Annotated in this window: 21 protein-coding genes; 9 read left to right on the top strand and 12 right to left on the bottom strand. The window is 49.2% G+C overall.

The window, feature by feature from the left end; genetic code table 11:
- The first annotated feature begins 5 nt into the window (after positions 1-5).
- Entirely contained in the window at positions 6-1,247 is a 1,242-nt protein-coding gene (locus tag O9X78_RS01090) for an O-antigen ligase family protein (RefSeq protein WP_269617751.1), read from the top strand.
- A 223-nt stretch (positions 1,248-1,470) separates the two neighbouring features.
- Here the strand turns inward: O9X78_RS01090 and O9X78_RS01085 are convergent, their stop codons facing one another.
- The 7 genes from O9X78_RS01085 to metG form a co-directional block, all read right to left on the bottom strand.
- Complete coding sequence (locus O9X78_RS01085; protein WP_269617750.1) at positions 1,471-2,184, bottom strand: electron transport complex subunit E; 714 nt, start codon at positions 2,182-2,184, stop codon at positions 1,471-1,473.
- On the bottom strand, positions 2,181-2,855 hold the full coding sequence (rsxG, locus tag O9X78_RS01080) for an electron transport complex subunit RsxG (RefSeq protein ID WP_269617749.1): 675 nt from the start codon (positions 2,853-2,855) through the stop codon (positions 2,181-2,183). Before rsxG ends, O9X78_RS01085 begins: the two co-directional genes overlap by 4 nt.
- Positions 2,852-3,901, bottom strand: a complete 1,050-nt coding sequence (gene rsxD, locus O9X78_RS01075) for an electron transport complex subunit RsxD (protein ID WP_269617748.1) — start codon at positions 3,899-3,901, stop codon at positions 2,852-2,854. The genes rsxG and rsxD overlap by 4 nt, the downstream gene beginning before the upstream one ends.
- Before the next feature lie 27 nt (positions 3,902-3,928).
- A complete protein-coding gene (gene rsxC, locus O9X78_RS01070; protein ID WP_269617747.1) occupies positions 3,929-6,286 on the bottom strand; it encodes an electron transport complex subunit RsxC in 2,358 nt (785 codons plus the stop codon).
- Complete coding sequence (gene rsxB, locus O9X78_RS01065; protein ID WP_269617746.1) at positions 6,283-6,891, bottom strand: electron transport complex subunit RsxB; 609 nt, start codon at positions 6,889-6,891, stop codon at positions 6,283-6,285. The genes rsxC and rsxB overlap by 4 nt, the downstream gene beginning before the upstream one ends.
- Before the next feature lie 9 nt (positions 6,892-6,900).
- Positions 6,901-7,479: an electron transport complex subunit RsxA gene (gene rsxA, locus O9X78_RS01060; RefSeq protein WP_159239154.1), complete on the bottom strand. Its 579-nt coding sequence runs from the start codon at positions 7,477-7,479 to the stop codon at positions 6,901-6,903.
- Between the two features lie 192 nt (positions 7,480-7,671).
- Positions 7,672-9,702: a methionine--tRNA ligase gene (gene metG / locus O9X78_RS01055; protein ID WP_269617745.1), complete on the bottom strand. Its 2,031-nt coding sequence runs from the start codon at positions 9,700-9,702 to the stop codon at positions 7,672-7,674.
- A gap of 180 nt (positions 9,703-9,882) precedes the next feature.
- Between metG and apbC the strand changes: the two genes are divergently transcribed.
- Positions 9,883-10,980, top strand: coding sequence for an iron-sulfur cluster carrier protein ApbC (gene apbC / locus O9X78_RS01050; RefSeq protein ID WP_269617744.1), 1,098 nt, complete (start codon positions 9,883-9,885; stop codon positions 10,978-10,980).
- Positions 10,981-11,032: 52 nt separating this feature from the next.
- Positions 11,033-11,599, top strand: a complete 567-nt coding sequence (dcd, locus tag O9X78_RS01045) for a dCTP deaminase (protein WP_269617743.1) — start codon at positions 11,033-11,035, stop codon at positions 11,597-11,599.
- A gap of 143 nt (positions 11,600-11,742) precedes the next feature.
- Here dcd and O9X78_RS01040 read toward each other — a convergent pair whose 3' ends face one another.
- The 3 genes from O9X78_RS01040 to purM are packed head-to-tail and all read right to left on the bottom strand — an operon-like array spanning position 11,743 to position 14,276.
- Positions 11,743-12,618, bottom strand: a complete 876-nt coding sequence (locus tag O9X78_RS01040; protein ID WP_269617742.1) for a DUF3108 domain-containing protein — start codon at positions 12,616-12,618, stop codon at positions 11,743-11,745.
- Positions 12,572-13,222, bottom strand: a complete 651-nt coding sequence (gene purN / locus O9X78_RS01035) for a phosphoribosylglycinamide formyltransferase (RefSeq protein ID WP_269617741.1) — start codon at positions 13,220-13,222, stop codon at positions 12,572-12,574. The genes O9X78_RS01040 and purN overlap by 47 nt, the downstream gene beginning before the upstream one ends.
- A gap of 4 nt (positions 13,223-13,226) precedes the next feature.
- Positions 13,227-14,276 (bottom strand): phosphoribosylformylglycinamidine cyclo-ligase, encoded by a 1,050-nt coding sequence (gene purM / locus O9X78_RS01030; RefSeq protein ID WP_269617740.1) that lies wholly within the window; start codon positions 14,274-14,276, stop codon positions 13,227-13,229.
- A 151-nt stretch (positions 14,277-14,427) separates the two neighbouring features.
- On the opposite strand from purM, the gene O9X78_RS01025 reads away from it, so the two are divergent.
- From O9X78_RS01025 to O9X78_RS01000, 6 genes are all read left to right on the top strand, one after another.
- Positions 14,428-15,510: a DUF2066 domain-containing protein gene (locus O9X78_RS01025; protein ID WP_269617739.1), complete on the top strand. Its 1,083-nt coding sequence runs from the start codon at positions 14,428-14,430 to the stop codon at positions 15,508-15,510.
- Entirely contained in the window at positions 15,507-16,598 is a 1,092-nt protein-coding gene (locus O9X78_RS01020; protein ID WP_269617738.1) for an AI-2E family transporter, read from the top strand. Before O9X78_RS01025 ends, O9X78_RS01020 begins: the two co-directional genes overlap by 4 nt.
- Positions 16,595-17,293 (top strand): DnaA regulatory inactivator Hda, encoded by a 699-nt coding sequence (gene hda, locus O9X78_RS01015; protein WP_269617737.1) that lies wholly within the window; start codon positions 16,595-16,597, stop codon positions 17,291-17,293. The genes O9X78_RS01020 and hda overlap by 4 nt, the downstream gene beginning before the upstream one ends.
- Positions 17,294-17,552: 259 nt before the next feature.
- Positions 17,553-18,662 carry an OmpA family protein gene (locus O9X78_RS01010; protein ID WP_269617736.1) on the top strand — a complete coding sequence of 370 codons (1,110 nt, stop codon included), beginning with the start codon at positions 17,553-17,555 and terminating at the stop codon, positions 18,660-18,662.
- A gap of 300 nt (positions 18,663-18,962) precedes the next feature.
- Complete coding sequence (locus O9X78_RS01005) at positions 18,963-21,146, top strand: molybdopterin oxidoreductase family protein (protein WP_269617735.1); 2,184 nt, start codon at positions 18,963-18,965, stop codon at positions 21,144-21,146.
- Positions 21,147-21,258: 112 nt separating this feature from the next.
- Positions 21,259-23,106, top strand: coding sequence for a DmsC/YnfH family molybdoenzyme membrane anchor subunit (locus O9X78_RS01000; RefSeq protein ID WP_269617734.1), 1,848 nt, complete (start codon positions 21,259-21,261; stop codon positions 23,104-23,106).
- Between the two features lie 8 nt (positions 23,107-23,114).
- Here O9X78_RS01000 and O9X78_RS00995 read toward each other — a convergent pair whose 3' ends face one another.
- Positions 23,115-24,869 (bottom strand): bifunctional diguanylate cyclase/phosphodiesterase, encoded by a 1,755-nt coding sequence (locus tag O9X78_RS00995; RefSeq protein ID WP_269617733.1) that lies wholly within the window; start codon positions 24,867-24,869, stop codon positions 23,115-23,117.
- A gap of 91 nt (positions 24,870-24,960) precedes the next feature.
- A complete protein-coding gene (locus O9X78_RS00990; RefSeq protein WP_269617732.1) occupies positions 24,961-25,671 on the bottom strand; it encodes a DNA-3-methyladenine glycosylase I in 711 nt (236 codons plus the stop codon).
- Between the last annotated feature and the right edge of the window lie 132 nt (positions 25,672-25,803).

Below are 25,803 nucleotides of genomic sequence, written 5' to 3'. Positions count from 1 at the left end.
GGAATGTGCTGAAAGACTATTTTATAGCAAGTCTTAAATTTCGAGTTGCATTGGCGTCCGCTGTTTTGGTTGCAATTGTAATCTCGCCGCTGTTGTTTACATATAGCAATACCTCTTTGCTGGTGAACTATTGGACGTCGATTGAACAGCTGATATTTTCATTAATAATGTTGCCTGAAGCAATTATTTTGTTTGTCGCTGCTATCAAGGAAAGCCTTATTTTTAGGATTTTTTGTTTTGTTATGTTTTTGATGGTGATGGTCTGGGCGTGCCATTATATTCCGGTTTTAGGAATATATCGGGGATGGGTTTACGTCGCTCAACTTATGTTCATCTTCGGATTTTTGGCTTGGCTTCATGTTAGTGACGAAAAAGGTTTGGAGTGGGTATATTACTTAAAATTGCTGTCGCTTATCGGAACATGTGTTTATTTCTTCTATGTTTATTTGGGAGCGGATCTTTTGGAGTGGAGGCGTAATATAAAAGGGCACCCCCCACTTTACCGACATTTACGCCACATGAATTACGATTTGGCTTTTTTGATTGGTTTGTCTGCCTGGATGATCTTTAGAGGGCGTATCGCGCATTATCTTGCTTTTCCAATATTTTTTATACTTGGTTTTTTGACTCTTTGGACCGGTGGTCGGGGCCAGTGGGTAGCATTGCTAGCTTTTTTGGTTTTGTCGTTTATGAATAGAAGCTTTAGAGCTAATCTCAAGAAATATATGGTTATTCCTTTCGGCCTTTTTTCAGGTGGTTTGGCCTTGGTGTTGAGTGGTGAAACCCATATTCTTTTTAATTCTCTGACGCGGAGCGCCGCTGACGCCACTATTAATAGGATTTCTTCAGGTCGATTGTCAATTTGGTCGAGAAGCATCGAAGCCTTGGATGGTTCTTGGTTATTTGGTGCTGGGCCTGATGCCTTTATTCGCCTTGGTGTTATGGGGTCAAATATTGTCCAGCCGCACAATTTTGTAGTTCAATTTTTACTCGAATTCGGCGTGATTGGGTCCTTAGCTATATTCTTGATCTTCGGGTATTTGCTTTTTAAGTGCCTTAAGATTGTAATCGGAAGGTCATCTTCATTGGCAGATGTGGTGCTCGCCGCGTTAGTTATTTCGATTCCAGTATTTTCGGTTTTTGATGGGCTGTTTTACCACATCATGCCGCTATCGATGTTTCTGATGGTGTCGGCATATTTCTTTTTACCTTTTGCGGACAGAAATCTTAATTGTAAGCATCTGTAGTGTTTCGAATTTTGTGTCACTTCTTTATTCTGCAGTAATAAAAGGAGAGACTGTTCCTAGTTTAATGGTGAGGGCGGCGCCTATCGCGTTGGTTTGAGCTTGTCGCTGAAAACTTTTCGTTTATCTCGGTTTTGCGAGCTATTATTTTAGTGCTTTTGAAGTCCTACGGCTTGACGAGCCGCAGGTGATAATACGTAACTGAAAATGATAACTTTCCTGCTGATTAACTTATATTCCCCGTCACCCGAACCCGCCTACTCGTCGGTGCAACTTTCTCTGTTTTCGCTGCTTCGCGGTTTTTAATGCCGGTATCGATAATATTCTTCAGCGCGATGATCATGCCGGTAAATATAAACGCACCGGGCGGTAGAATGGCGACAAGGACGGCGGTGTAGTCATCTACCAACACGATTTTCCAGCTTTTTGCGCCTTCGCCGAACAGTAGATCCATATTGGCGAAGATGGCGCCCGTGCCGATAACTTCACGAATGGCGCCCAATAGCATGAGTATTACCGCGAAGCCTACACCCATAATGAAGCCGTCATACATGGCTGGCAGTACTTTGTTTTTACAGGCGAAGGCGTCGGCGCGTCCGAGGATGACGCAGTTGGTGGTGATGAGTGGCAGGAAGATACCGAGTATTTGAAATAGCTCGTAAGCGAAGGCCTGCATGAGTAGCTCTATGCAGGTTACTGCTGCCGCGATGATCATGACGAAGGCGGGCAGACGAATGGCATCCGAGGCAAAGTTGCGAATCATGGAGACGCAGGTGTTCGACACAGTGAGTACTAACATTGTCGCTAAGCCCATGCCTAAGGCGTTTATTACTGAGCCTGTGACGGCGAGTAATGGGCACAAGCCTAATAGCTGAACAATGGCGGGATTGTTCTTCCAGAGTCCGTTTAGTGATATTTCGCGGTAGCTGATGTCACTCATTGCTGGATTCCCGAATTTGATTGGGTGTTCAGATCGGCGCTGAGCGAATCATTGATGTCGCTGATCGTATCGATGTTAGCGTCGTAGTATTGTAATGCTTTGTGTACGGCTTTAGTAACCGCCCTTGGGGTGATGGTGGCACCGGTAAATTGGTCGAATACCCCTTTGTCTTTTTTCACTGCCCATTTTGATTCTTCTGGATTAGTTAGGCTTTTACCAATAAATCCATCTACCCACTGGCTTTTTTTGTAGTCGACCTGGTCGCCAAGACCTGGGGTTTCTCGGTGGGAAAGCACCCGTACTCCGGCGATGGTGCCATCCCGGTTAATGCCGACAATCATATCTACGTCGCCGGTGTATCCGTCTCGTGCTGTCGCAGGTAGGATTGCGCCGACGAATTCACTGTTCATACTGGCGCGGTAGAGTTTTTTAGCTTCTCGCAGTCCGAGCAGTTCGCTGTTGTCGACACTGATAGCGTCGTCGAGCATGGAGTTGTCATGGCGAGATTTAGGGAATAGCTCTAGCAGCGCACTTTCTTCTGCATGGCGAATATTGTCTTGGATTAATCCGCGGGTTGAGAGGTACGTACCGGCAATCACGCCTGTGGTGACGATGGCGAAAAGACCCAACAGGATGCCATTCTTGGTGATGGATTTGCCGAGGATGTTCATGACTTTCCTCCCTGCTGATCCTTCAGTTTATGACCATAGGTTCTGGGTTGGGTGTAGTGGTCGATAAATGGCGCGGCAAAATTCATTAGTAAAACAGAAAATGCCACCGCGTCGGGATAGTTACCCCAGACTCGAATGATGTAGACCAAAACCCCGATGAGCGCACCGTAAATAAGGCGACCGCGATTGGACACTGCGGAGGTAACGGGATCAGTCACGATGAAGAATGCGCCGAGCATGGTCGCGCCACTGAGCAAGTGAAACAGCGGTGAACCACCTGAAGCTGAGCTTCCGCCATCGTAGAAGAGAGCCGACATGACGGTTAACGAGGCTAGCATGCTTATTGGCGCGTGCCATGTGAACACGCGTCGATAGAGAAGATAAATGCCGCCGAGTAAAAATCCAATGTTCGCCCATTCCCAACCTATTCCTGCGAATTGGCCAAACTGGGCTGATTCTTCCCAGAGGTCTTTGACCAGCAGTGAATTATTTTGTTTGAGTACATCCAGCGGGGTTGCCATGGTGATGGCGTCTATGGCCTCGCGGCCAAAACCAAAGCAGTAGCGCAACGCATCGATCGGGCCTAACAGATCGCCTGCAAAACTGCCTTTGGGCGCTAGCCATGTGGTCATTTGTACAGGAAAGGATATTAACAGCATGACATAGGCAGCCATGGCGGGATTGAAGGGGTTGTAGCCCATACCGCCGTATAGCTGCTTGCAAATGAGTATGGCAAAACCGGTGCCGATCATGATGAGCCAGAACGGTGACGCTGGCGGTAGCGCAATGCCGAGTAAAAATGCCGTGACTAGGGCGCTGTAATCATTGAGATAAAAACCGATGGGGCGCTTGCGAAGTTTTAAGGCTAAGGCTTCAAACGCAAGTGCGGTAATGCTCGCCCAGAGTACATTCATGAGCGTGCCAAAACCGAAGAAAAAGGTCAGCGAAAACACGCCGGGAATGGTCGCCAGTAGCACCAAGCGCATCACTCTCGCGGTGCTCATGGGGCCGTGGGCATGTGGTGAACTGACTTTTAAAAATCCCATAATGTCACTGGTGCTCGTAATCTGGGTTTAGCTCAGTTGTTGCTGAGCGGCGGCCAATTTGGCTTCTAGTTTTGCTAATGAATCGGCCAAGATATCTGCTGTGTCGCTGCCCTCTGCGCGGGCGGCGTCTAGCTTTTCTTTCGTGCGGGCAATGCGATTTTCTAACGACTCGATATTTTGTTTGACCTTGTCCGCATCACTCATTGAAGCCTGCGCTTCGCGTGCGGCCTTGGCGCGCTCAATGGCGGCTTGAACAGGGTCGTCGCTCGCTATTTGCTTGGCTGTATCACTGGGGGCAAGCGTGGCTAGATGATCGCTAAGTTCTTTTTTTGCTGTATCGAGTTTAGCCTGGGTTTTTTCAACCCCGGTGGCAAAGGCGGCGACATTGGCGTCATTCTGCTCTTGCGCCAGTGCTAGCTTTTCTTGGGCTGCGGCAAGCCGTTTTTCAGTGGTACTTACGGTATTTTTCAAACGCGCGGTTTTGTCTTCTTTGCTTTCGTCCGCAGTTGTTCCGGCTCGTTTTGCGAGGGCTCTGGCAATGGCCGCTTGGGCGGGGTCTGCGGATGTCGCGTCTGCAGGTGGCGGAGTCAAGCTTGCTCGATGCTCAGTCAGCTCTTGCTGAATTGCCGCGAGCTTTTCTTCGGTTTTGCTCACCGCTGTGGCGAATGCATCTGCATTGTCACTTTGTTGCTCTTGAGCAAGGGCGAGTTTTTCTTTCGCCGCCGTCAGACGTTTTTCGGCGCTGGCGAATAATTTTTGCAAGCGCTCGGTTTTTTCCTGCGGACTTTCTTCCTCGGCATTGCCATCACGTTTGGCCTGCGCACGGGCGATGGCTGCTTGAGCGGGGTCAGCCGATTCGGCTTTTTTCGCTTTGCTGCGTTCTATCGCGGCTTGAATAATATCGGCTTTGCTCGAGTCCGGTGCATTTGCGGCGGCAGCCGCTTTGGCCTTCGCGGCTTCCATCCGCGCGGCGCGTTTGGCTTCCTTCTCTGCTTCTTCTTGTTCTAGTCTTGCAGTGCGCGCTTCAAAGCGTTCTTTAGAGCGCTCGGCTTTCATCTTGTCTTGCTGCGCTTGGCGAATCTCAGCTTTTGATGCACGGTAGTACTGAACTAATGGAATATTACTCGGGCAGGCGAAGGAGCAGGCGCCGCATTCGATGCAGTCGAACAACTTATGATCTTCGAGCTTCTCGTGTTCTTGGGCACGAGAGAACCAGTACATTTGCTGAGGCAAAAGCGAAACGGGGCAGGCTTCTGCACACATGCCGCAGCGGATGCAGGCCTGAGCCGGTGGCGGTGGCGGCAATTCCGCTACGGTTGGCGCTAGTACGCAGTTGCTTGTTTTTACGATGGGCACGGCGGTGTCTTGCAGTGTGTAGCCCATCATGGGGCCGCCCATAATTAAACGAATACAGGCATCTTTTTTGAAGCCGCTTTTGTCTAATAAATACTGAACCGGCGTGCCCAGTAAGGTCTCGTAATTTTGCGGTTGTTCGCATGCATCGCCGGTCACCGTGGTGATGCGGGAAATCAGTGGCTCGCCAAATTGAATGGCGCGGTAAATTGCCGTTGCTGTGCCGATGTTTTGACACACAATACCGACATCAGAAGGAAGCCCGCCAGTGGGAACTTCTTTGCCGGTTAAGATTTGAATTAGCTGCTTTTCGCCGCCAGAGGGGTACTTGGTCGGAAAAGTGACGATCTCAATGCCGGTGCCTTCCGCGGCCTTTTCAAGTGCGGCAATGCCTTCTGGCTTATTGTCTTCTACACCGATTAGGGTTTCTTTGTTCGGTTTAATGATATGCCGCAGAATCTTTGCGCCTGCGATAATTTCCTCTGCGCGTTCACGCATAAGGATGTCATCTGCTGTTATATAAGGCTCACACTCGGTGCCATTGAGAATAAGCGTTTCTATCGGCTTGTCGTCGCGGGTGCTGAGTTTTACCGCGGATGGAAATCCCGCGCCGCCCATACCGGCAATGCCAGCTTGGCGAATCAGGTCAACTAATTCCAGCTTGCTGAGGGTCGTGTAATCATCGGTACCCCTGTGGGCTATCCATTCATCTGCGCCGTCGGTGTCGATGACAATACAGCTTGCGCTCATGCCAGAGGGATGAGGAATAACCCGCGATTCAATTGCCGAGACGATCCCAGACGTTGGAGCGTGAACAGGCGCGCTGACAAAGCCTTTTGCTTCGGCAATCATTTGTCCCTTAAGGACTCGGTCACCCACGTTAACAATGGGGCTCGCTGGCGCGCCAATGTGCTGGGCCAGCGGTAGAATGAGTTGTTTTGGAATACCTGCATTCTCAATCGGCTTGTGCAGAGATTGGCTTTTATTTTCAGCGGGGTGAATGCCGCCGTGGATGTCCCATATTTTTCTCATGCTGCAGCTCCACTTTTCGCAGCAGTGCCGCGGTCTGAGGCGATGAGGTCTTCAACGGGTTTGGGCTTGTCCCAGTGCCAGGTTTGCAGGTTTGTTTCAATTGGTCGCATGTCGATACAATCTACCGGACAGGGCTCTACGCATAGGTCGCAGCCAGTACATTCACTGGCGATAACCGTGTGCATGTGTTTGGCTGAACCGAGAATAGCGTCTACTGGACAGGCTTGAATACATTTAGTGCAGCCAATGCATTCGTCTTCGCGAATAAACGCAACCGAGGGAACCGCGGCTTCAGCTGCATCTAAGGGCTTTGCTTCAACACCGAGTAAATCTGCCAACGCGGCAATGGTCGCTTCGCCGCCGGGCGGGCATTTGTTGATGTCGTCGCCGTCGGCAATAGCCGCCGCATAGGGGCGGCAGCCGGGATAGCCGCATTGGCCGCATTGGGTTTGGGGCAATAGTGATTCGATTTGATCCGCGATCGGGTCGCCTTCGGTTTTAAATTTTACCGCGGCAAATCCTAGCAGGGCACCAAAGACGAGGCCGAGTCCGACCAGTGCAACTAATGATGCAATAAAGGGGTTTTGGGCAATGAGTTCGATCATATGTCTAGCCTATACCAGTCCGGCAAAGCCCATAAAGGCGAGGGACATAAGGCCAGCGGTAATCATGCCTACGGCAGGGCCTTTAAACGGAACGGGCACATCGGCAGCGGTAATACGCTCGCGCATCGCGGCAAAAAGAACCAATACCATCGAGAAACCAGCGGCGGCACCAAAGCCATATAGAGTGGATTCAACAAAGCTGTGGTCTTTATTGATGTTGAGCAACGCCACGCCTAACACTGCGCAGTTGGTGGTGATCAAGGGTAAAAATACGCCGAGGACTTTGTAGAGCATGGGGCTGGTTTTGCGAACTACCATTTCGGTGAACTGCACAACAACGGCAATTACCAGAATGAAGGTAATGGTGCGCAGATACTCCAAACCAAGGGGTATGAGCAACCACTCGTAGGTGAGCCAACTGCAAATAGACGCCAGTGTCAGTACAAAGGTGGTGGCGCTAGACATGCCGATGGCAGTTTCGAGTTTGTTAGACACGCCCATGAAGGGGCAAAGGCCTAGAAACTGCACCAGTACGAAGTTGTTAACCAGAATGGCACTGATTAACAATAGCGAATAGTCTGCTAACACGATGTTTGCCTCACCTTTTTCTTCACCTTTGCATCACCCTTGCGTCGACAATGCGAAGTAAGGCTGGCTTGGCAATAAGTATATTGCGGGCCAGACCGTCATTATCGGGCGATCTTAGTTTATTTCGATCAAGCGTTCAATTTAAAATACGGTAATGCTCTCAGTCTGCCGATTATGAGCAGACTAATGCATTTACTGAATTTTCATTCCCGCTTTGGCGCCGCTGTCAGGGCTGAGCAACCAAATTTCCTGGTCGCCTGGGCCGGCCGCGAGCACCATACCCTCTGACATACCAAAGCGCATTTTACGCGCTTCGAGATTGGCAACCATGACGGTGAGCTTGCCCACCAACTGTTCGGCATTATAGGCAGTTTTAATACCCGCAAAGACTTGGCGTGTGCCTAAATCACCAAGGCTGAGGGTCAATTTAAGTAGTTTGTCTGCGCCTTCTACAGCTTCTGCGGCAATGATTTCCGCCACTCGTAGATCGATTTTAGCAAAGTCTGGGTAGGCGATTGTGTCGGTGATACCGGTGTCTTTGTCTTTTGCCGCCTTTTTCGGTTTGACGACAGGTGCAGGTGCGGGAGTATTGTCACTGCTCTCCTCAACCATTGCGGCGACTTTGTCGGCATCCACCCGGCTCATCATCGCTTTGAATGGCTCGATGGCGTGGTTGTGCAGCGGTGTGAACTCGCCTTGCCAGGTGAGTGAGCAATTTAAAAATTGTTCAGCTTGCTTGGCCAACTCGGGTAATACGGGAGAAAGGTAGGTAGCGAGTACGCGGAAAATGTCGATGCACTGCGACGCGACGTCTGCGGCAAGTGCGACAGTATCATCTGATTTAGCCAGCTTCCATGGTTCGCAAGAATCAAAGTATTCGTTGGTCGCGTCAGCGAGAGCCATTATTTCACGCACGGCTTTGCTGTATTCACGCTGTTCAAAAAGCTGGGCGATATTTTCACTGGCGCCGGTAACTTGCTGCCATAGTGCTGCATTGTGTTGGCTGCCACTCAGCTTGCCATCATTGCCTTTTTGAACAAATTTGGCGCTGCGGCTGGCGATATTGACCAGCTTGCCGACGAGATCAGAATTTACACGGTTGACGAAATCTTCCAGATTAAGGTCGATGTCATCTACTGCACCAGACAATTTGGCGGCAAAGTAATAGCGTAAATATTCAGCTGGCAGGTGCTTTAGGTAGGTTTCGGCTTTAATGAACGTACCCCGAGACTTAGACATTTTCTTGCCATTGACGGTTAAAAAGCCGTGGGCGTAAATGGCAGTGGGCTGGCGGAAACCCGCTGAGTCGAGCATGGCTGGCCAGAACAATCCGTGGAAATTGATAATGTCTTTGCCAATAAAATGGTAAAGCTCAGCCTTGGAGTCTAGGCCCCAGTATTCATTGAAATCGCGACCGTTTTTTTCGCACCAGTTAGCGCAGCTGGCCATGTAGCCGATGGGTGCGTCTAGCCAAACGTAGAAATATTTACCCGGTGCGCCGGGAATCTCAAAACCGAAGTAGGGGGCGTCCCGTGAAATGTCCCAGCTTTGCAGGCCAGCATCTAGCCATTCGCGTAGCTTGTTGGCGATTTGTGGCTGTAGCGCTTCGCTGCCGGTCCAGTTGCGCAGCAAGTTTTCAAAGTCACCGAGTTTAAAGAAAAAATGGGTGGAGCTTTTCTCAATAGGTGTCGCGCCAGAAATGGCGGAGCGCGGATTTATTAATTCCGCTGGCGTGTAGGTCGCGCCGCAGGCTTCGCAGTTATCGCCGTATTGGTCGTCGGTTTTACACTTGGGGCAAGTGCCTTTGATGTAGCGGTCGGCTAAAAATAAATTCTTTTCCGGGTCGAAAAGCTGGGTAACGTCGCGGCGCTCGATATGGCCGTTGGCATCGAGGCGGCGATAAATTTCTTCTGAGTAATGTTGGCACTCAGGTGAATGGGTGGAGTGGTAATTGTCGAAGCGGATATGAAAACCCGCCAAATCACGTTCATGCTCGGCTTTTACCCGCGCAATTTGCTCTTCTGGCGTAATGCCCAGTTTCTCGGCCGTTAACATAATGGCAGTGCCGTGGGCATCGTCGGCGCATAAATAAATGCAGTCATTGCCGCGTAATTTCTGGTAACGAACCCAAATGTCAGTCTGGATAGATTCCAGTAAATGACCGAGATGGAGTGGGCCGTTGGCGTAGGGCAGGGCACTGGTGACCAGAATCTTGCGCGACATGGGTTTCCTTGTTTAGTGGTGCTAGCCGAGACAGTATGTGGTCGCGGCTTGAATGGACTTAAAGGCGCGAGATTATAGCGTTTTTGACTGTCTGGCGCATCTGTCTCGGCGTTGTTCGATATGGGCGTGGCGCGTATACTCGCCGGCTAATTCAATATTTACTAAAAGCAGGGGAAAGATATGACAGCAGCGCTGGAATCCAGAGTCCGCGAAGAGTTGATGGCCGTGGTGTTGCCCGGTTTGTCTTCGCCGCTGGTGGAGCTTGCTGATATGGTGTCTCTCGCCGTGAGCGGCGACCGTGTTGATGTCACTATTGAACTTGGTTTCCCAGCAAAAAGTGTACAGCAACAATATGAGCAGTTGCTTGGTGACACGCTGAAGAACATTGCCGGCGTTGCCTCTGGCACCGTTAAAGTGAGCTGGAAGGTTGCGCCTTATGCGGCACAGCAGAATATTAAGAGCATGGAAAATGTTCGTAATATTATTGCGGTCGCGTCGGGTAAGGGCGGGGTGGGTAAATCCACTACGTCGGTAAATTTGGCGTTGGCTTTGGCGGCTGAGGGTGCGCGGGTAGGTTTGTTAGACGCAGATATATACGGACCTAGCGTGCAAATGATGCTCGGTATTCCTGAGGGCCAGCGTCCAAAGCAATACGGCACCCATTACTTGTTGCCGATTGAGGCCTACGGCGTTCAATCTATGTCTATGGGCTATTTAGTCACAGCTGATACACCGATGGTGTGGCGCGGACCGATGGCAACAGGTGCCTTGCAGCAGCTGCTGAATCAAACCTATTGGCAGGATTTAGATTATCTGATTATTGATATGCCGCCGGGCACAGGTGATATTCAATTAACGCTGTCCCAGAAAGTACCGGTATCCGGTGCAGTTGTTGTCACTACACCGCAAGATATTGCTTTATTAGATGCCAAGAAAGGCATTGAAATGTTCCGCAAGGTGTCAGTTCCCGTATTGGGTATTATCGAAAACATGGCCGTGCATATTTGTAGTGAATGTGGTCACCAAGAGCATGTTTTTGGTCAAGGTGGTGGCGAACGCATGGCGCAATCTTATAATGTGCCCATGCTGGGTGCTTTGCCTTTGTCGCTGCAAATTAGGGAGCAGGCGGATTGTGGTAAGCCAGTGTTGGCAGCTGATCCTGAGGGCGATGCGGCCATGTTGTATCGGCAGGTGGCGATTGGTATGACTGCGGAGTTGGCCAAACGCCAGCGAGTACAAAGTAATGCATTTCCAAATATTTCGATCAGCGACGATTAAGTCGTATGCGTAGATTGGCAGATGGTATGAATAAACAGCTAGAGGGAGCGCAATGAGTATTAAGGCCGATAAGTGGATTCGTCGTATGGCTGAAAATGAGGGCATGATTGAGCCTTTTGAGCCGGGTCAGGTGCGCGTGCGTGACGACGCTAAAATTATATCTTATGGCACATCTAGCTACGGTTACGATGTTCGCTGTTCTAATGAATTCAAGGTGTTCACCAATACCTATTCTGCGACGGTTGATCCGAAAGCCTTCGACGAGAAAAGCTTTGTCGACATCACCGCCGACTACTGCATTATTCCTCCTAACTCATTTGCGCTGGCCCGTACCGTAGAATACTTCCGTATTCCGCGTAGCGTGTTGACAATGTGTTTGGGTAAATCGACCTACGCGCGCTGTGGGATTATTGTTAACGTCACGCCGCTAGAGCCTGAATGGGAAGGTCACGTGACTTTGGAGTTTTCAAACACCACAACCTTACCTGCAAAAATCTATGCCAATGAAGGCGTGGCGCAGATGCTGTTTTTTGAGTCCGACGAGATTTGCGACGTCAGCTATAAAGACCGCGGTGGCAAGTATCAGGGCCAGACGGGTGTGACCCTTCCTAAGACTTGATCGATAGAAAGGCGTCTGTGTCGCTAGCGGTGTGGGCGCGTCTGTTTTCAAGCATAATTTCACTTAAGACTGCGGGCGTATCTCACTTTTAGTGGTTATTGTTCCGCATATAGTCATACTCGATTTTATTGGTTTTATTCTATTTACTGGCTCAGACCTTTGATTGCAGTGCCGTCTAGGGTGGCATTAATCAATTCCAACGAATAAACCTCATCATCTTCTCGTTGTTCTAATCTCACGATTAAGTAATTCCAGTCTTTTGCCATCCACACGGTGGTTTCGCTGCTGCTGCCCGGGCGTGAACGTAATAATTTGACGGTATTTAATTTGCCGACTGCGCTGTCGATGGTTTCTTCGCCAATCTTTTTGATGGTGTAGGTTTTGTGCTTGCCTCGATTTACCACGGTTTGGCTCATTTCTTTACCGAGGCGATGGCTAATTAGTGATTCCCGCATTTTCAGTTGCGCGCCTAGCTGGTCGAAGGTGTCGTCACTGATTTTTGAGGACCATGGCTTGCGATATTTGTTGTCGCTGGCAGAGCTTGTAGCCCAGTCGAAATTAATACTTTGATCTTGCTTACTGCTCATATTGTTTTCATATTCATAGTGCAGCGGACGTAAGCCTTCATCGGTACTTTCAATGACGCTTTCTTCTTTTACTTTTATAAACATGAGTTTGGCATGTTGGGATAGTAACCACTTATTCCCCTGTTTGATTAAGGTGCGCGTGGCGGTAGTCGTTAAGCTGTTGCTGCTGATTTTGTACTCGGCTTGATAAGGTAGAATGCTTTCTTTGACGCCGGATTTGATTGTAGGTGTAGCACTATTTGCGGGTTTTACAGGAGCTGCGGTCTTGATGGGTTCAATGGCTTGTACTTGGGTTACCATCGTTGGGCTAGCATTGGGATCTAGGCTAATACCGCCACTGGCGTGGCCAAGACTGGGTATAGCGCAAAAAAGCAATGTAAGCAGGCTAGTTCGGCTGAAAGAGCACACCGTTTTCGGGAAGATTTTTATCATCGAGTACCGCCTTAGAATTCTGCAAACTCAAACGTCCTTCGGCAAACCATCTTGCCGCCAAAGGGTAGATTGTGTGTTCTTTCGACAATACCCTGTCGGCAAGTGTTGCAGCATCATCACCATCAAATATCGGTATTTTTGCCTGAATTATAGGTGGGCCGCCATCAAGCTCTTCGGTGACAAAGTGAACGGTTGCGCCAGCTTCGGTATCGCCTGCGTCTAAGGCACGCTGATGGGTGTGTAAACCGGGATATTTGGGAAGCAGTGATGGGTGAATATTAATCAAGCGACCTAAATAATGGCGAACAAAGCCGGGTGTGAGGATGCGCATAAACCCTGCGAGTACGACAAGATCTGCATCGAATTGGTCTATGGTGTTTTGCAGGACGGCGTCAAATTCTTCACGGCTCGAAAACTGTTTGTGATCAATACAGGCGGTGGTTATTCCTGCTTGTTCTGCGCGAACAAGGCCGAGAGCATCGGCCTTGTTGCTGATAACAGCGCGTATTTCCGTGTTGGGCAATTCTTTGCTTTTGCAGGCATCAATAAATGCCTGCAAATTAGAGCCGCTTCCAGACAAAAGAATGACCAACTTGCATGGCATGGAATTACAAGCCTTCAATAATGACTTTTGGCTCGTCTTCTCCAGCAGCTTCGATGCTGCCAATCAGCATGGCGGTTTCGCCCTGTTGATTTAGCATGTCGATAACCCTTTCTGCATCATCACTCGCAACGGCCAGTACCATGCCGATACCACAGTTAAACGTGCGATACATTTCCCGTGCTTCAACATTGCCCTGTTCTTGAAGCCAGTTAAATATAGCAGGGCGTTCCCAGCTGTTGCCGTCGATAACTGCTTTGGTATTACGGGGCAGCACGCGGGGAATATTTTCTAATAGACCGCCGCCGGTAATGTGGGCCAGTGCGTTAACGCGATACTGCTTAATCACGCGAAGCATTGGTTTAATGTAAATTTTTGTGGGCGCAAGCAGGGTTTCACCCAGCGTGCTGTCGCCAAAGGCTTGATCAAGTTTGGCGCCGCTGTGTTCTATGATTTTACGAATCAGCGAGTAGCCATTGGAGTGGGGGCCAGATGAGGTGACGCCAATTAATTTGTCGCCAATACGAACTGAACTGCCATCAATGATGTTGGCTTTTTCAACGATGCCGACACAAAAACCAGCAAGATCGTAGTCATCGCCTTCGTACATGCCCGGCATTTCGGCCGTTTCGCCGCCGACCAATGCGCAACCCGCTTGCTCGCAGCCATTGCCAATGCCGCTCACGACGTTTGCTGCAATGTCGACATTTAGTGCGCCGGTGGCGTAATAGTCGAGAAAGAACAGGGGCTCTGCGCCTGTGACTAGCAGATCGTTGACGCACATGGCGACAAGATCAATACCGATGGTGTCGTGAATTCCGACTTCCATCGCAAGTTTTAATTTGGTGCCGACGCCGTCAGTGCCTGAAACCAGTACAGGTTCTTTATAACCTGTTGGAATTTGGCACAGTGCTCCGAAACCACCAAGGCCACTCATGACCTCTGGGCGGCGGGTGCGTTTGGCGACATCTTTAATGCGTTCTACTAGCGCATCACCGGCATCAATGTCTACGCCGGCGTCTTTGTAACTTAAGCTTGGCTTACTGGTGTCAGTCATAATCGTTGGCTGTCCTCTAAGAGGGCGCTATTCTAGCTTGATTGAAAGTTTAATTCAGCAGCAAAAAGGTGACTTTTTGCCACTAGTCACGACGAGCACTTGGTGGCTTGCTACAATGGCCAATCGCGGTAGGGGAAAGGGCGTATATATAGTGATACAAATTATTCGGGTGTTGGTGGCAGCCTTTGCTATTTCAGCTGCATTGTCTGGTCACGTTGCGGCAGCAATCGTTGGCAACCTATACGATGAGGAGCTGGTGGTTGAATCGCAATCCCGGGACGTTCTTAAGCAAGGTGCTGCCAAGGCCTTAGAGCGCGTGTTTATTCGGGTGTCGGGTAGGCGGCAAGTGCGCGATAATCCCATCGTATCGGCGGCACTTGCCGATCCTGAGCCTTATATGACCCAGTTTCGCTATCAGCGAAATAGAAGTGCTGATGGTGCCGATGAGTTGGTGTTGAAGTTAAGCTTTTCTCCACGTCAGGTGAATGCAACGCTGCAGTCGGGTGGATTACCGATATGGTCCGCAAATCGACCGGCGGTGCTCGTGTGGTTGGTTGCAGATACCGTAGATGGTCGACAATTTGTGGGCGCCGAGGCGAGTGCAGACATAATGGCTGCATTGCAGGCTGAGGCGGAACGACGTGGCGTGGTTGTGCAAATGCCCTTGTTTGATCTTGCTGATTCCTCAAATTTAAGTGTGAATCAGTTATGGCAAATGTCGGAAGAAGATGTTCGCTTGGCTTCCGCTCGATACTCGACACCTTTTATTTTGATGGGCCGCGTGACCCAATTTTCTACCGGGCAGTGGGTGGGGAGCTGGGTGGTGTTGCAAGGTGATCAGTCGCTACGCATAGATAGTGATGGCTTGACGGATTCGGATGTGTTTGCCCCACCTATAGATTATCTCGCCGATATGCAGGCGGCGAGTTACTCGGTGTCAGCGGTCGCTGGTAGTAGTTCAAATACCTTAATTCATGTTTCGGGTATTAATGACTTCGCGAGCTACGCAAGTTTAGTTACTTATCTAGAGGGTTTGGCTGTTATTCAGCATGCCAATACGGTCTGGTTAGATAAGGATGAATTAATTTTGGAATTGGTGTTGAAAGATGACATGGAAAAAGTGAAGCGCTTTTTGAGTCTTGACGGCCGATTGCTCGAAACGACTGCTGATGGCGCTAAGGCCGTACCAAGACCAGTGCGCGGTTATTATCAGTGGTCGGGCCGTCATCTGTGATTAGTATATCCAAGCCGGTTTGGGGTTTGCTCGCCGCGATTGCCTTCGTGTTGCTGGTACATTTATTGGCGCCTATATTAATGCCATTTTTGCTGGCAGCGGTCTTAGCCTATATCGGTGATCCTTTGGCAGATAGGCTTGAGGCGCGCGGAATGTCGCGAACCATGTCAGTGGTGACAGTGTTTGTGGGATTGACGCTGCTCGGCGGATTGCTGTTTTTGGTCAGTGTGCCCTTGCTAATCGATCAGATTCAGTTGTTGGTTGAACGCATATATGAAGGCTTGGCCTGGCTTCAGCAGACGGGGTTGCCAACCTTACGTCAGTATCTTGATTTACCTGAGCAGACAAAACCGATGGATGCAGCTCGTGAAGCATTGAGTAAACATTGGGAGAGTGCTGGCGGTATCTTGTTTTATTTGTGGGGCAAGGTCAGTGGCTCCAGCATGGCGCTACTAACTTGGATAGCCAATGTCACCTTGGTGCCCGTGGTTACCTTTTATTTACTGCGGGATTGGGATGTGTTGATGGCCGCCATCCGGAATTTTCTGCCGCGGTCGGTAGAACTGCGTACGGTAGAAATTGCGCAACAGTGCGATGAGATTTTGGGTGCATTTGCGAGAGGTCAACTACTGGTCATGCTGGCCTTGTCATTGGTGTACACGCTGGGGCTATGGTTGGTGGGGCTTGAATTGGCACTGGTGCTGGGATTGCTGGCGGGACTGGCAAGCATTGTGCCTTACTTGGGTGTCATTATTGGTATTTCTGCTGCTGGGGTCGCCGCGTTCTTTCAATTTGACAGTCTGTTACCACTTGCCGGTGTCGCGGCGGTGTTTGGCATTGGTCAAATGCTAGAGTCGATGGTGCTTACTCCCATCTTGGTTGGTGACAAGATTGGTTTGCATCCGGTGGTTGTTATTTTTGCTATTCTGGCCGGCGGGCAGTTGTTTGGTTTTGTTGGTATTTTGCTCGCCTTGCCCGTCGCGGCGGTGATCAAGGTTATGATTAACCACCTGCACGACTATTATAAGCTCAGCGGACTCTATGGGGCGGCTGTCGATATTGACGATTCGGAAACGACAGAACAATGATGGCCAGTCCCCAGCTTCCTTTGGCGCTTAAGTTAGATACCGAAGCCACCTTCGATAATTTCTATACATCAGAGCATCATCGCCTACTTGTGAATCAGCTTAGACAGCAGGCGACTGGCGAGGGTGAAAAGTGGATTTACCTTTATGGCGGGGGCGGGCTTAGTCACTTGTTGCAGGCTTGCTGTCATCAGGCTGAAGCAGTGGGGCGTTACGCTCGGTATATACCTGTTGCGGAAGTGTTGGAATTCGATCCTGAGGCTGTTCTTGATGGCGCGGCGTATTTGGATCTGCTCTGCTTCGATGATATTCAGCTAATCGCGGGGAATGAGTCTTGGGAGCGTGCGGTCTTTAATTGCTACAATAGTATTTTGCAGTCAGAGACTAGTTTACTTGTTTCATCATCCCTACCTCATTCTCAGTTGCAGCTTGGATTACCAGATTTGCTTTCGCGCTTGCAGAGCTTGAGTAGCTATAAGTTGACGTCGTTAGACGAGGCTGAGCGCATGGCAGCTCTGCAGTTCAAGGCTAAAATGCGTGGCATTTTAGTGTCTGATGCAGTGGCAGAATACATTTATGCGCGTTGCCAGCGTGATGCTAAGAGCCTATTTGATTTGCTTAATGTTTTAGATCGCTTGAGTATGGTCGAGCAGCGCAAGCTCACCATTCCTTTTATAAAGCAGGCAATGAGCTGGTGATTTTTATCAATATTATTGTTAATAAGTGTAAATACGGCTATTTTTAGTCGGATAGAGGGAACTCACATGAGATTCAAACCTCTTAGCGCCTGATATCATTGTAAAATCGTTTTTTACTTTTTTATGGTGAAATTACGGATTGCCTTGGTAAAATTACTCAAATTCAGACGTGCAAGCAGTGTTGCTCGTGTTATTCTGAACCAATGACGTGCTTTCACGGCATTGATAAAGGAAGTTTAAAAAAATTAGGGGGAGAGTTATGCGTAAAGTCCTATTAGGTGCTGCAATAGCGGCGGCGATTTGCCCTTCATTAGCATCAGCTGCTGAAGACGGTAAGTGGTATTTAAATCCAGCAATTGGTTACATGGTTTATGATGGAAGCCGTAACCTAGACCCAGCTGCCGTAGTTCTTCTCGGTGCTGAGCGCAAATTTAACAAAGATTGGGGTCTTGAACTTCGCGGGTTTTACAGTGAAGCAGACAATGATCAAGGCTTTAGTTCTGTCGATCAAGATGTGATGGGTACTAGCCTTGATGTATTGCGCTATTTTAGCAACAGCTCAAAAGTTACCCCTTATCTAGCGGGTGGTATTGGTGTTGTGGAATCAGACTTCAATAACGGTGCTTATGATTCTCAAACCCAGTTGAATGCGGGTGGTGGTCTACGTTACCTGATCGACAGTGCTTGGTCTGTGCGCGGTGATGCGCGTTATGTTTACGGTACTGACCGTGAAACAGCAGATGGTATTGTATCTGTTGGTTTGAGCTACGCGCTAGGCGGCAGCGCTGCTCCAATGCCAGCTCCTGCGCCGGTAGTTGTTGGCGATTCGGATGCTGATGGTGTTGAAGATGGTGTTGACCAGTGCCCAGGTACACCTGCCGGTGTTGCTGTTGATGCTAAAGGTTGTGCTTTAGACAAAGACGGTGACGGCGTGCCGAACTACCGTGATAAGTGCCCTAACACACCAGCTGGTCGTCAAGTAGACAAGTTTGGTTGTAAGTTTGTCCTTAAGCACTCAGAAAGCATCAAGTTAGAAATTAACTTTGCTAACAACTCTGATGCTATTCCGGTTGCCTATGCAGCTGAGCTGAAGAAAGTTGCTGACTTCATGAACCAGTTTGCTGGAGTGAGCACTGTTGTTGAAGGTCACGCTGATAGCAATGGCGCAGCAGCTTACAACAAACAGCTTTCTCAGCGCCGTGCTGATGCTGTTCGGAATGCTTTGATCCGTGATTACGGTATCGCTGCTAATCGTCTGAGCGCAGTGGGTTATGGTGAAGAGCGTCCGATTGCTGACAATAAAACTGCGGATGGTCGTCGTGCCAACCGTCGCGTTATTGCCGTAATGCAGGCGGAAGTAGTTGAGTAAGATCAGATTCACCTTGTGAGTCAGTAGAAGAGGCCTTCGGGCCTCTTTTTTTTTGTCTGCGTTTTTTGTTTTCCGCTCTTTGTTTTATCCCCCTTAGTCTTCAGCAAGCCATAGCGCGCACGCTATTTTTTAGCCATTCGCTACTTTATTTATCCTTGTGTTTATATGGCATGGATCTTGTTACTTCCGGCGTATAGAGGCCATAAACAGGTGTGTTTTCACCATAATGGTGCGCTTCGAAACGGTATGCTGCTGAACTAGTGCTTTAAATTGGTGCGCGTCGGCAAGGGAGAGAAATAGATGATATTTGGCCGGAAAAATCGCAAGCCAATTGCAATTACAGATAAGAAGGTGGTGGAGTGGAAGTACGCCGTCTGCGGTTACTGCTCAACAGGCTGCTCCATTGAGGTTGGTTTGAATGTCGAAGGTAAGCCAGTCGCCAGTCGCGGAAAGGGTAATGCGCCTGTAAATCAGGGCAAGCTATGTATTAAAGGTATTTTTGAGCACGAGTTAAGTGGCACCGCAGGTCGTGGCACCGAACCGTTAATGCGCAATAAAATATACGATACCTTTCAGCCTGCGAGCTGGGATGCCGCATTGGATAAAACCGCTGAAGAATTTACGCGTATCCAAGAGAAATATGGTCGCGATAGCGTTGCCGTTGTGTCCACAGGCCAGCTCTTGACCGAAGAGTTTTACACTTTAGGCAAGCTCGTGCGCGGTGTTCTTGGTACAAACAATTACGATGGCAATACCACGCTATGTATGGCGTCGGCGGTCTCTGGCTATAAGCGGTCTTTTGGCGCTGACGGTCCGCCGGGATGTTACGACGACTTTGAAAATACACACTGTTTGATGGCGTTTGGTTCAAACCTACCTGAGCAGCATCCGATTATCTATTGGCGTCTCAAAGAAGCGCTAGAAAAACGAAAATTCCCCTTAATCGTGGTCGATCCGCGAGTAACGATGTTTGCCCAGTTTGCTGATATTCATCTTCCCATCACTCCGGGAACAGATTTAGTGCTGCTAAACGCACTTGCCCATGTAATTTTGGCCGAAGGCCTACAGGACGAGGCCTATATCGAGGCGCACTGTAATGGCTTTGAGGAGTTAAAGGCGACTGTCGCTAAGTATGATCCAGTGACCGCGTCGCGTATTTGCGGTATCGACGCCGATATGATCAAAAACGTCGCACGCATTTACGCCAAGGCTCCTTCGGCCATGAGTATTTGGACAATGGGGATTAATCAGAGTACCCACGGTACGGACGGTGTTTGCGGTATTAATAATCTAAATTTGATCACCGGTAATATTGGTGTGCCGGGCGGTACCAGTTTGTCTATTACCGGTCAGTGCAATGCCATGGGTACCCGTGAATGGTCATCCTGTTCGGGTTTGCCGGGCTACCGTATGCTGGAAAAGCAAGAGCATCGCGACGAGGTGGCTAAATTTTGGGGAGTCGATGCCGATTTTTTCCCAGCCAAACGTGGTCTTCAGCAGACAGATATCTTTCCCGCTATCGAATCAGGCGAAATTAAGGCTTTGTGGATTGTGGCAACAAACCCCCTGACCTCTATGCCCAATCAACCACGTATCAAAAAAGCATTGGAGAAACTTGAGTTTATGGTCGTTCAAGACGGCTATAAAGATTGTGAAACCGTTAACTTCGCCCATGTTTATTTGCCGGGTGCGCTCTGGGGTGAGAAGGAGGGGGTGCAAACCAATACTGAGCGTCGCGTAAATCTAGTACGCAAATTTGTTGAACCGCCGGGGCAGGCTAAACCGGATCATTGGATATTCAGTGAACTGGCCAAGCGCTTTGAGCGTGGCCGTGCCATGACCTTCCCTGAATTATCCTCTGATATCTTCGACGAAATGAAATTATTGTCAAAGGGTGATAAGCGGAATTTAGATATTTCCGGTATGAGCCATGACCTGATCGAGGCGCAACGGGGCATTCAATGGCCTATGCGAGAGGGAGAGGCTACCGGTAATCCTCGATTGTATTCCGACGGCATTTTTCCAACGCCTAATGGCAAGGCCAATCTCCTAGCCATGGCTTATATAGAAGACAACGAAGTGCCGGACGAAAGCTATCCCTTTTGGTTAAACAGTGGCCGGGTTGTAGAGCATTTTCATACCAGAACGAAGACGGGAAAAATTGGCAATCTGAATAAATTCAGCCCAACGGCCTATATGGAAATGAATCCTGACTCTGCGCGCGAGCAGGGCGTGAAGCATCAAAGCTATGTAAGGCTGGTGTCCAAGCGTGGCGATGCAATAGTGATGGTACAGCTTACTCAGCGCGTGCCTCACAATATGGTCTTTATCCCGATGCATTACCACGATTGTGTTAATCGCTTATCCCTCGGCTTACTCGACCCATACTCTCGTCAACCGGCGTTTAAGCAGTGTGCTGTGCGGATTGAGCAAATAGATCAGAAAGAAGCTGGACGATTAAATGTTGAGCGCCGCGCATATTGATATGGCTTATTGTCGGGGATGACATTAGGTAGGCGCATACGATGACGTGGGATTTTAAAAACTCTGTGGTGACTGAATCATTTATTCAGTCACCCGATAAAGGGCAGTAACTATGTGGAAAGTACGAGACGATGAACCTGGGTATGCTTTTCTTAAGGAGTCTACCGCGCCGGCGGTCAATTATTATGAAGCCCCTATCGATCTAATTGCTCGCACTGGTGGCTCGCTTCCCGCGGGTCGAGAAATGTTTATTAACGAAGAGCCCGGCGTAGGTGCGAATCCAAATAGAAATAAACAACATGCCTTTCATTTTACTGCCGATAATTGCATAGGTTGCCATGCCTGCGAGGCTGCCTGTAGTGAAAAGAATGACAACCCAGCGCACATTAGTTTTCGTTCTGTGGGTTATGTTGAGGGTGGCACCTACCCAGACTTTAAGCGCATGAATATCTCCATGGCCTGCAACCATTGCGACGATCCTGTTTGTTTAAAGGGCTGCCCTACGCGCGCCTACACCAAACACGTTGAATACGGTGCGGTTCTGCAAGATCCAGAGACCTGCTTTGGCTGCGGCTATTGCACGTGGGTATGTCCCTACAATGCGCCGCAGTTAGACCCGATTAAGGGGCAGGTGTCTAAGTGTAATATGTGTGTTGATCGACTTGAGGTGAATCTTAAACCTGCTTGCGTGACTGCCTGCTTGGGTAACGCTCTGAATTTCGGGGTGGTGGATGATCTCCCTGATAATCGTGAGCAAGGCAAGCTCAGCATTCCCGGTTTTCCCGATCCCGAGATTACCCATCCCAATATTCGCTTCCAGCAAATTAAAAATATGCCTGATGAAGTGACGCGGACAGATGGCATGGCAGTGAAATATCACAAGGGTGACGACGGACAGTACCGCCCAGTGGTCGATCAGAAAAAAGGCGTTGAGAAAAAGTGGAGCCTATCTAAATTAAACTCACGGGAAAATCCTTTGGTGATCTTCACCTTGGTAAGCCAAGCCTCACTGGGCGCATTTTTAATTGCATTCTTAGGGGCGCAGCTCGGTATTGACAGCTTGGCGGCAATGCGTAACTCGGTGATGTATGTGCCTTTGATGGCGCTTACTGTCGGTCTTGCAGGGCTAGGGATGTTGATGTCAGCAACCCACTTAGGAAAACCTTGGCGTTTTTATCGCGGCTTCAATAACCTTCGGCATTCGCCCGTCTGCCGCGAAGGTCTGGGAATGCTGCTTTATATGGTGTTTGCAGGTGTGCACTTATTGGCAATGCTGCCGGCGAATGAGGTGTTTATTAAGGTTGTTGGCGATTGGGGGCATTTAAATGGATTCGCCGCCGCATGCGGTTATTTGGCTTTAATGTCCGGCTCTGTCGGGCTTTACTATATGTATCGCTGCTACCGAATTCCCGCGCGGCCATTTTGGAATCACTGGCAGACCGCCACTTCATTTCTAGGTACCGCAATCACTCTCGGTAGCGTATTGCTTGGCGTTGTGGGTATACCAACACTCATAGCCTTTGGTGGGAATGTGGCGCAGTTATTTACTATTGCACTGGGAGGTATTGCGCTGGGTAGTATGATGGAAGGGCTGGGCTTGTGGTTTCATGCGGGCGCTATGGATAAGGCGAATAACGAAGGCAGCGTGTCCCACTACATCCAGTCTACGGTGTTTGGCAAAAGCTATGTGTTGCGTAATACGGTGCTGGCAGCCAATGTAGTGATTGCTATATCGCTTATATTCGTCGCGCCAAGTGTCACCACGTTTGGGCTCGCATTACTGCTATGTCTGTCGGCCTTGGTGACTGCAATAATCGGTCGCACACTGTTTTATGTTTTGGTTATTCCCACCACTATGCCCGGTGCGTTCTTTTGGAAGAATAAGGATTTTGAAGAGCATGCTCGCGACATTGGTCTGGCGAATATGCCGCAAGTGGGCGTGGTTGCCCACGCGCATTAACAGACTTTTTAGTGACGGCGACGAGAGCGGTATACACCGCCGTCACTTAATTTTTTTGCTTCTTTTTTTGCATCGCTAGCCAAGGCGCTCACTGCATGGGCAGAAGTCACTGTCATGGCATCTGGATGAACGAGTCCAATGGAAAGGCTCATGGTGGCGTAGAAAGTAGAATGGCCTTGCCGATCAAGGGTGGAAATCCCGCCATTCTGAATTGCGGTATCATCGTAGAGCGCCAAGACCTTACTCTGAAAATCGAAGCAGATAGCGGCGCACTCGTCCTCTGGCACGCGGATTTGAAATACAATAATGAAATCATCGCCGCCAACGTGGCCGACAAAGTCGACCGCTGAATCGCAATGCGCTTTGATAACGTCTGCTAACACAGTAATCGCAATGTCCCCTTGGCTATATCCGTAGGCATCGTTAAAGGCTTTAAAATTATTGATGTCGCAATAAGCGACCCAAAAATCCGCTCGTTGTCGCAATAGTTTAGAAATGGTTTCATCGATGGGCACGTTGCCTGGAAGCAAGGTGAGCGGATTGGCGTAGCGCGCACTGCGAATCTGCTGCTCGGTAATCGTTCTTAATAAATCGATGGTTTTGACTATGCCTACGTATCGACGGTCATTGCTAACAATAAACTCTTGTATGAGATCTTCTTCGCTGTTGTTGGTTAATTGGTGGCTCGCCGCTTCGAATGATGTTGCTGCGTCAATTATCAGGGGTGTGTGATCCATAAAATGGCGGACCGGTTTACGGCTGTTTAGCTCCCTGCCAAATTCCCGGGTATACACGTCTAGCGCCTGTCGTCGAGTAATAATGCCTAGTGCCAGTCCATTGCCATCAATCAGTGGAATGGCGTTGAGGTTCTTATGGGTGTGGAAATGTTCGATGACCTGATCTAGGCGGGTATTACAGTCCAAGGCATTACAGGGAATGATAAGATCGGCAATGTTGTGGTTCTTTGCTAAATCGTGCTCACTTGGCACCAGATTTAGCTCACCGAAGCGGTATTTATCAATATGACTACCGACTGTTTTTCCAGGGCGATGGAAATAGTAGCCCTGCATGAGTCGAACGCCCAAATTGTGAAGTAGTTCTGCCTCATCGCGAAGCTCAACGCCCTCGACAATAAGTTCGGACTGTGTGGTAGCGGCAAGCGACACTAGCCCGCGCATAAAATCGGCTTTTTCCTTATTAACGTGGATGTTTTGAATAAAGTGCCGATCGATTTTTATAAACTCGGGTTTTAATTCTAGCCAGCGTTGTAAACCGCAATAGGCGGCACCTAAATCGTCGATGGCAATGCCGAAACCCATATCTCGATAGTCGGCTAACACTGCTCGAAATGAATCAAAATCCTCAATAGATTCACGCTCACTAAGTTCAAGTACAATATTTTTCGGACAGAGCGCAGGGTTGGTTTTGATACTTTCTAGCAGTTTTGATTTGCAGCTAGGATGGAGCAATATCTGCGGATGTATATTTAGAAATAGTCGCTGTTTAAGCGAGGCGTCGAAACTCGTGCAGGCCAGTTCAACGCATAAAAATTCCAGTTCGGCTGTTATGCCGGCGCAGTGGGCGTGATCAAAGAGAGCTAATGGATTGTGCAGAAGCCCATCGGGTCCGCGGCTTAAGGCTTCGTAGGCGGTAACGGACATTGTTTGTGTGTCGACAATAGCTTGATAGACACTGTAAACCTGTCGGTTTTGAACAATATCTTGAATATTTGAAAGGTTGTTAGTGCTGATGGCATGCACCACGTTGTAGCCTCTTTAGATGCAGCTTAGCGAGGCCGTCATCCTGCCATCAGAGTATGACGCTAGTATTACCGTCGAAGTGAATTAGAGTTGCTTAAGCGGGGCCAATCGATAAGGCAAGTATCATACTTAATTCGGCGAGCGAGCGGCCGCTTTCAGCGCGCATCTCGTTAAAGGCGGTTTGTACGGCTTTAAGGTCGCGCTGACTGCTAATTTGGGTCTTATCTACTATTCCCTCGGCGCATAGTGCGGTGCAAACATCCCGGCTGAGTACGAAGGTATCTTTGCCCATAAATCGTAAAAAATATTGGCCCGAGTTCCCGCCTAAACGGTTACCGTATTTTTTGAGGTAGGCCCACAATCCGACGATATCATCCTCTGGCCAATTTGCCAGAAATTTGCCGAAGGACCCAAATTCACGCTGTACGTCGAGAATAAATAAGGCGTTTTCCTGGACTGACTTCACCTTGGTCAGATTGCGCACGATGCGCGTGTCGCTAGCCATGTCCTCAATTTCTTCCGGCGATCGTGATGCGACCCAGATGGGTAGAAAATGATTGAATACGGTTTCGAAACCTTCCCATTTTAGTTCGATGATGCGCCATACAAAGCCGGCTCTGAATACACAGGCCGTCATTTCGGCTAGGTAGCGATCATCTTTAATCGCCATGAGCGCCTTGTTGCTACGGGATGTCGGTAGACTTTCTTCTACGGCCGTTAACGAGCCGTGCTGAATGATGGCACGTTCTAAATATCGCTGGTAGAGCGATGCTGCTGCTGATGTCTTGGTTTTAGAGCGGGTCATGGTCACAGCCCAGTGTGTTTATGGAATTTACGCTATCTTTGATACTGCATAGCGCCAGCCGAAGATGCCTATTGTATATAGCTAATACAGACGGATGATAGGGATCAATGTGTGCGCAGTTTATGATGGCGG

Origin of the sequence: Zhongshania aquatica (assembly GCF_027257955.1) — a bacterium.
Lineage (GTDB): Bacteria > Pseudomonadota > Gammaproteobacteria > Pseudomonadales > Spongiibacteraceae > Spongiibacter > Spongiibacter aquatica.
The sequence above is the reverse complement of the archived record's forward strand: the minus strand, read 5'-3'. Positions and strand labels throughout refer to the sequence as shown.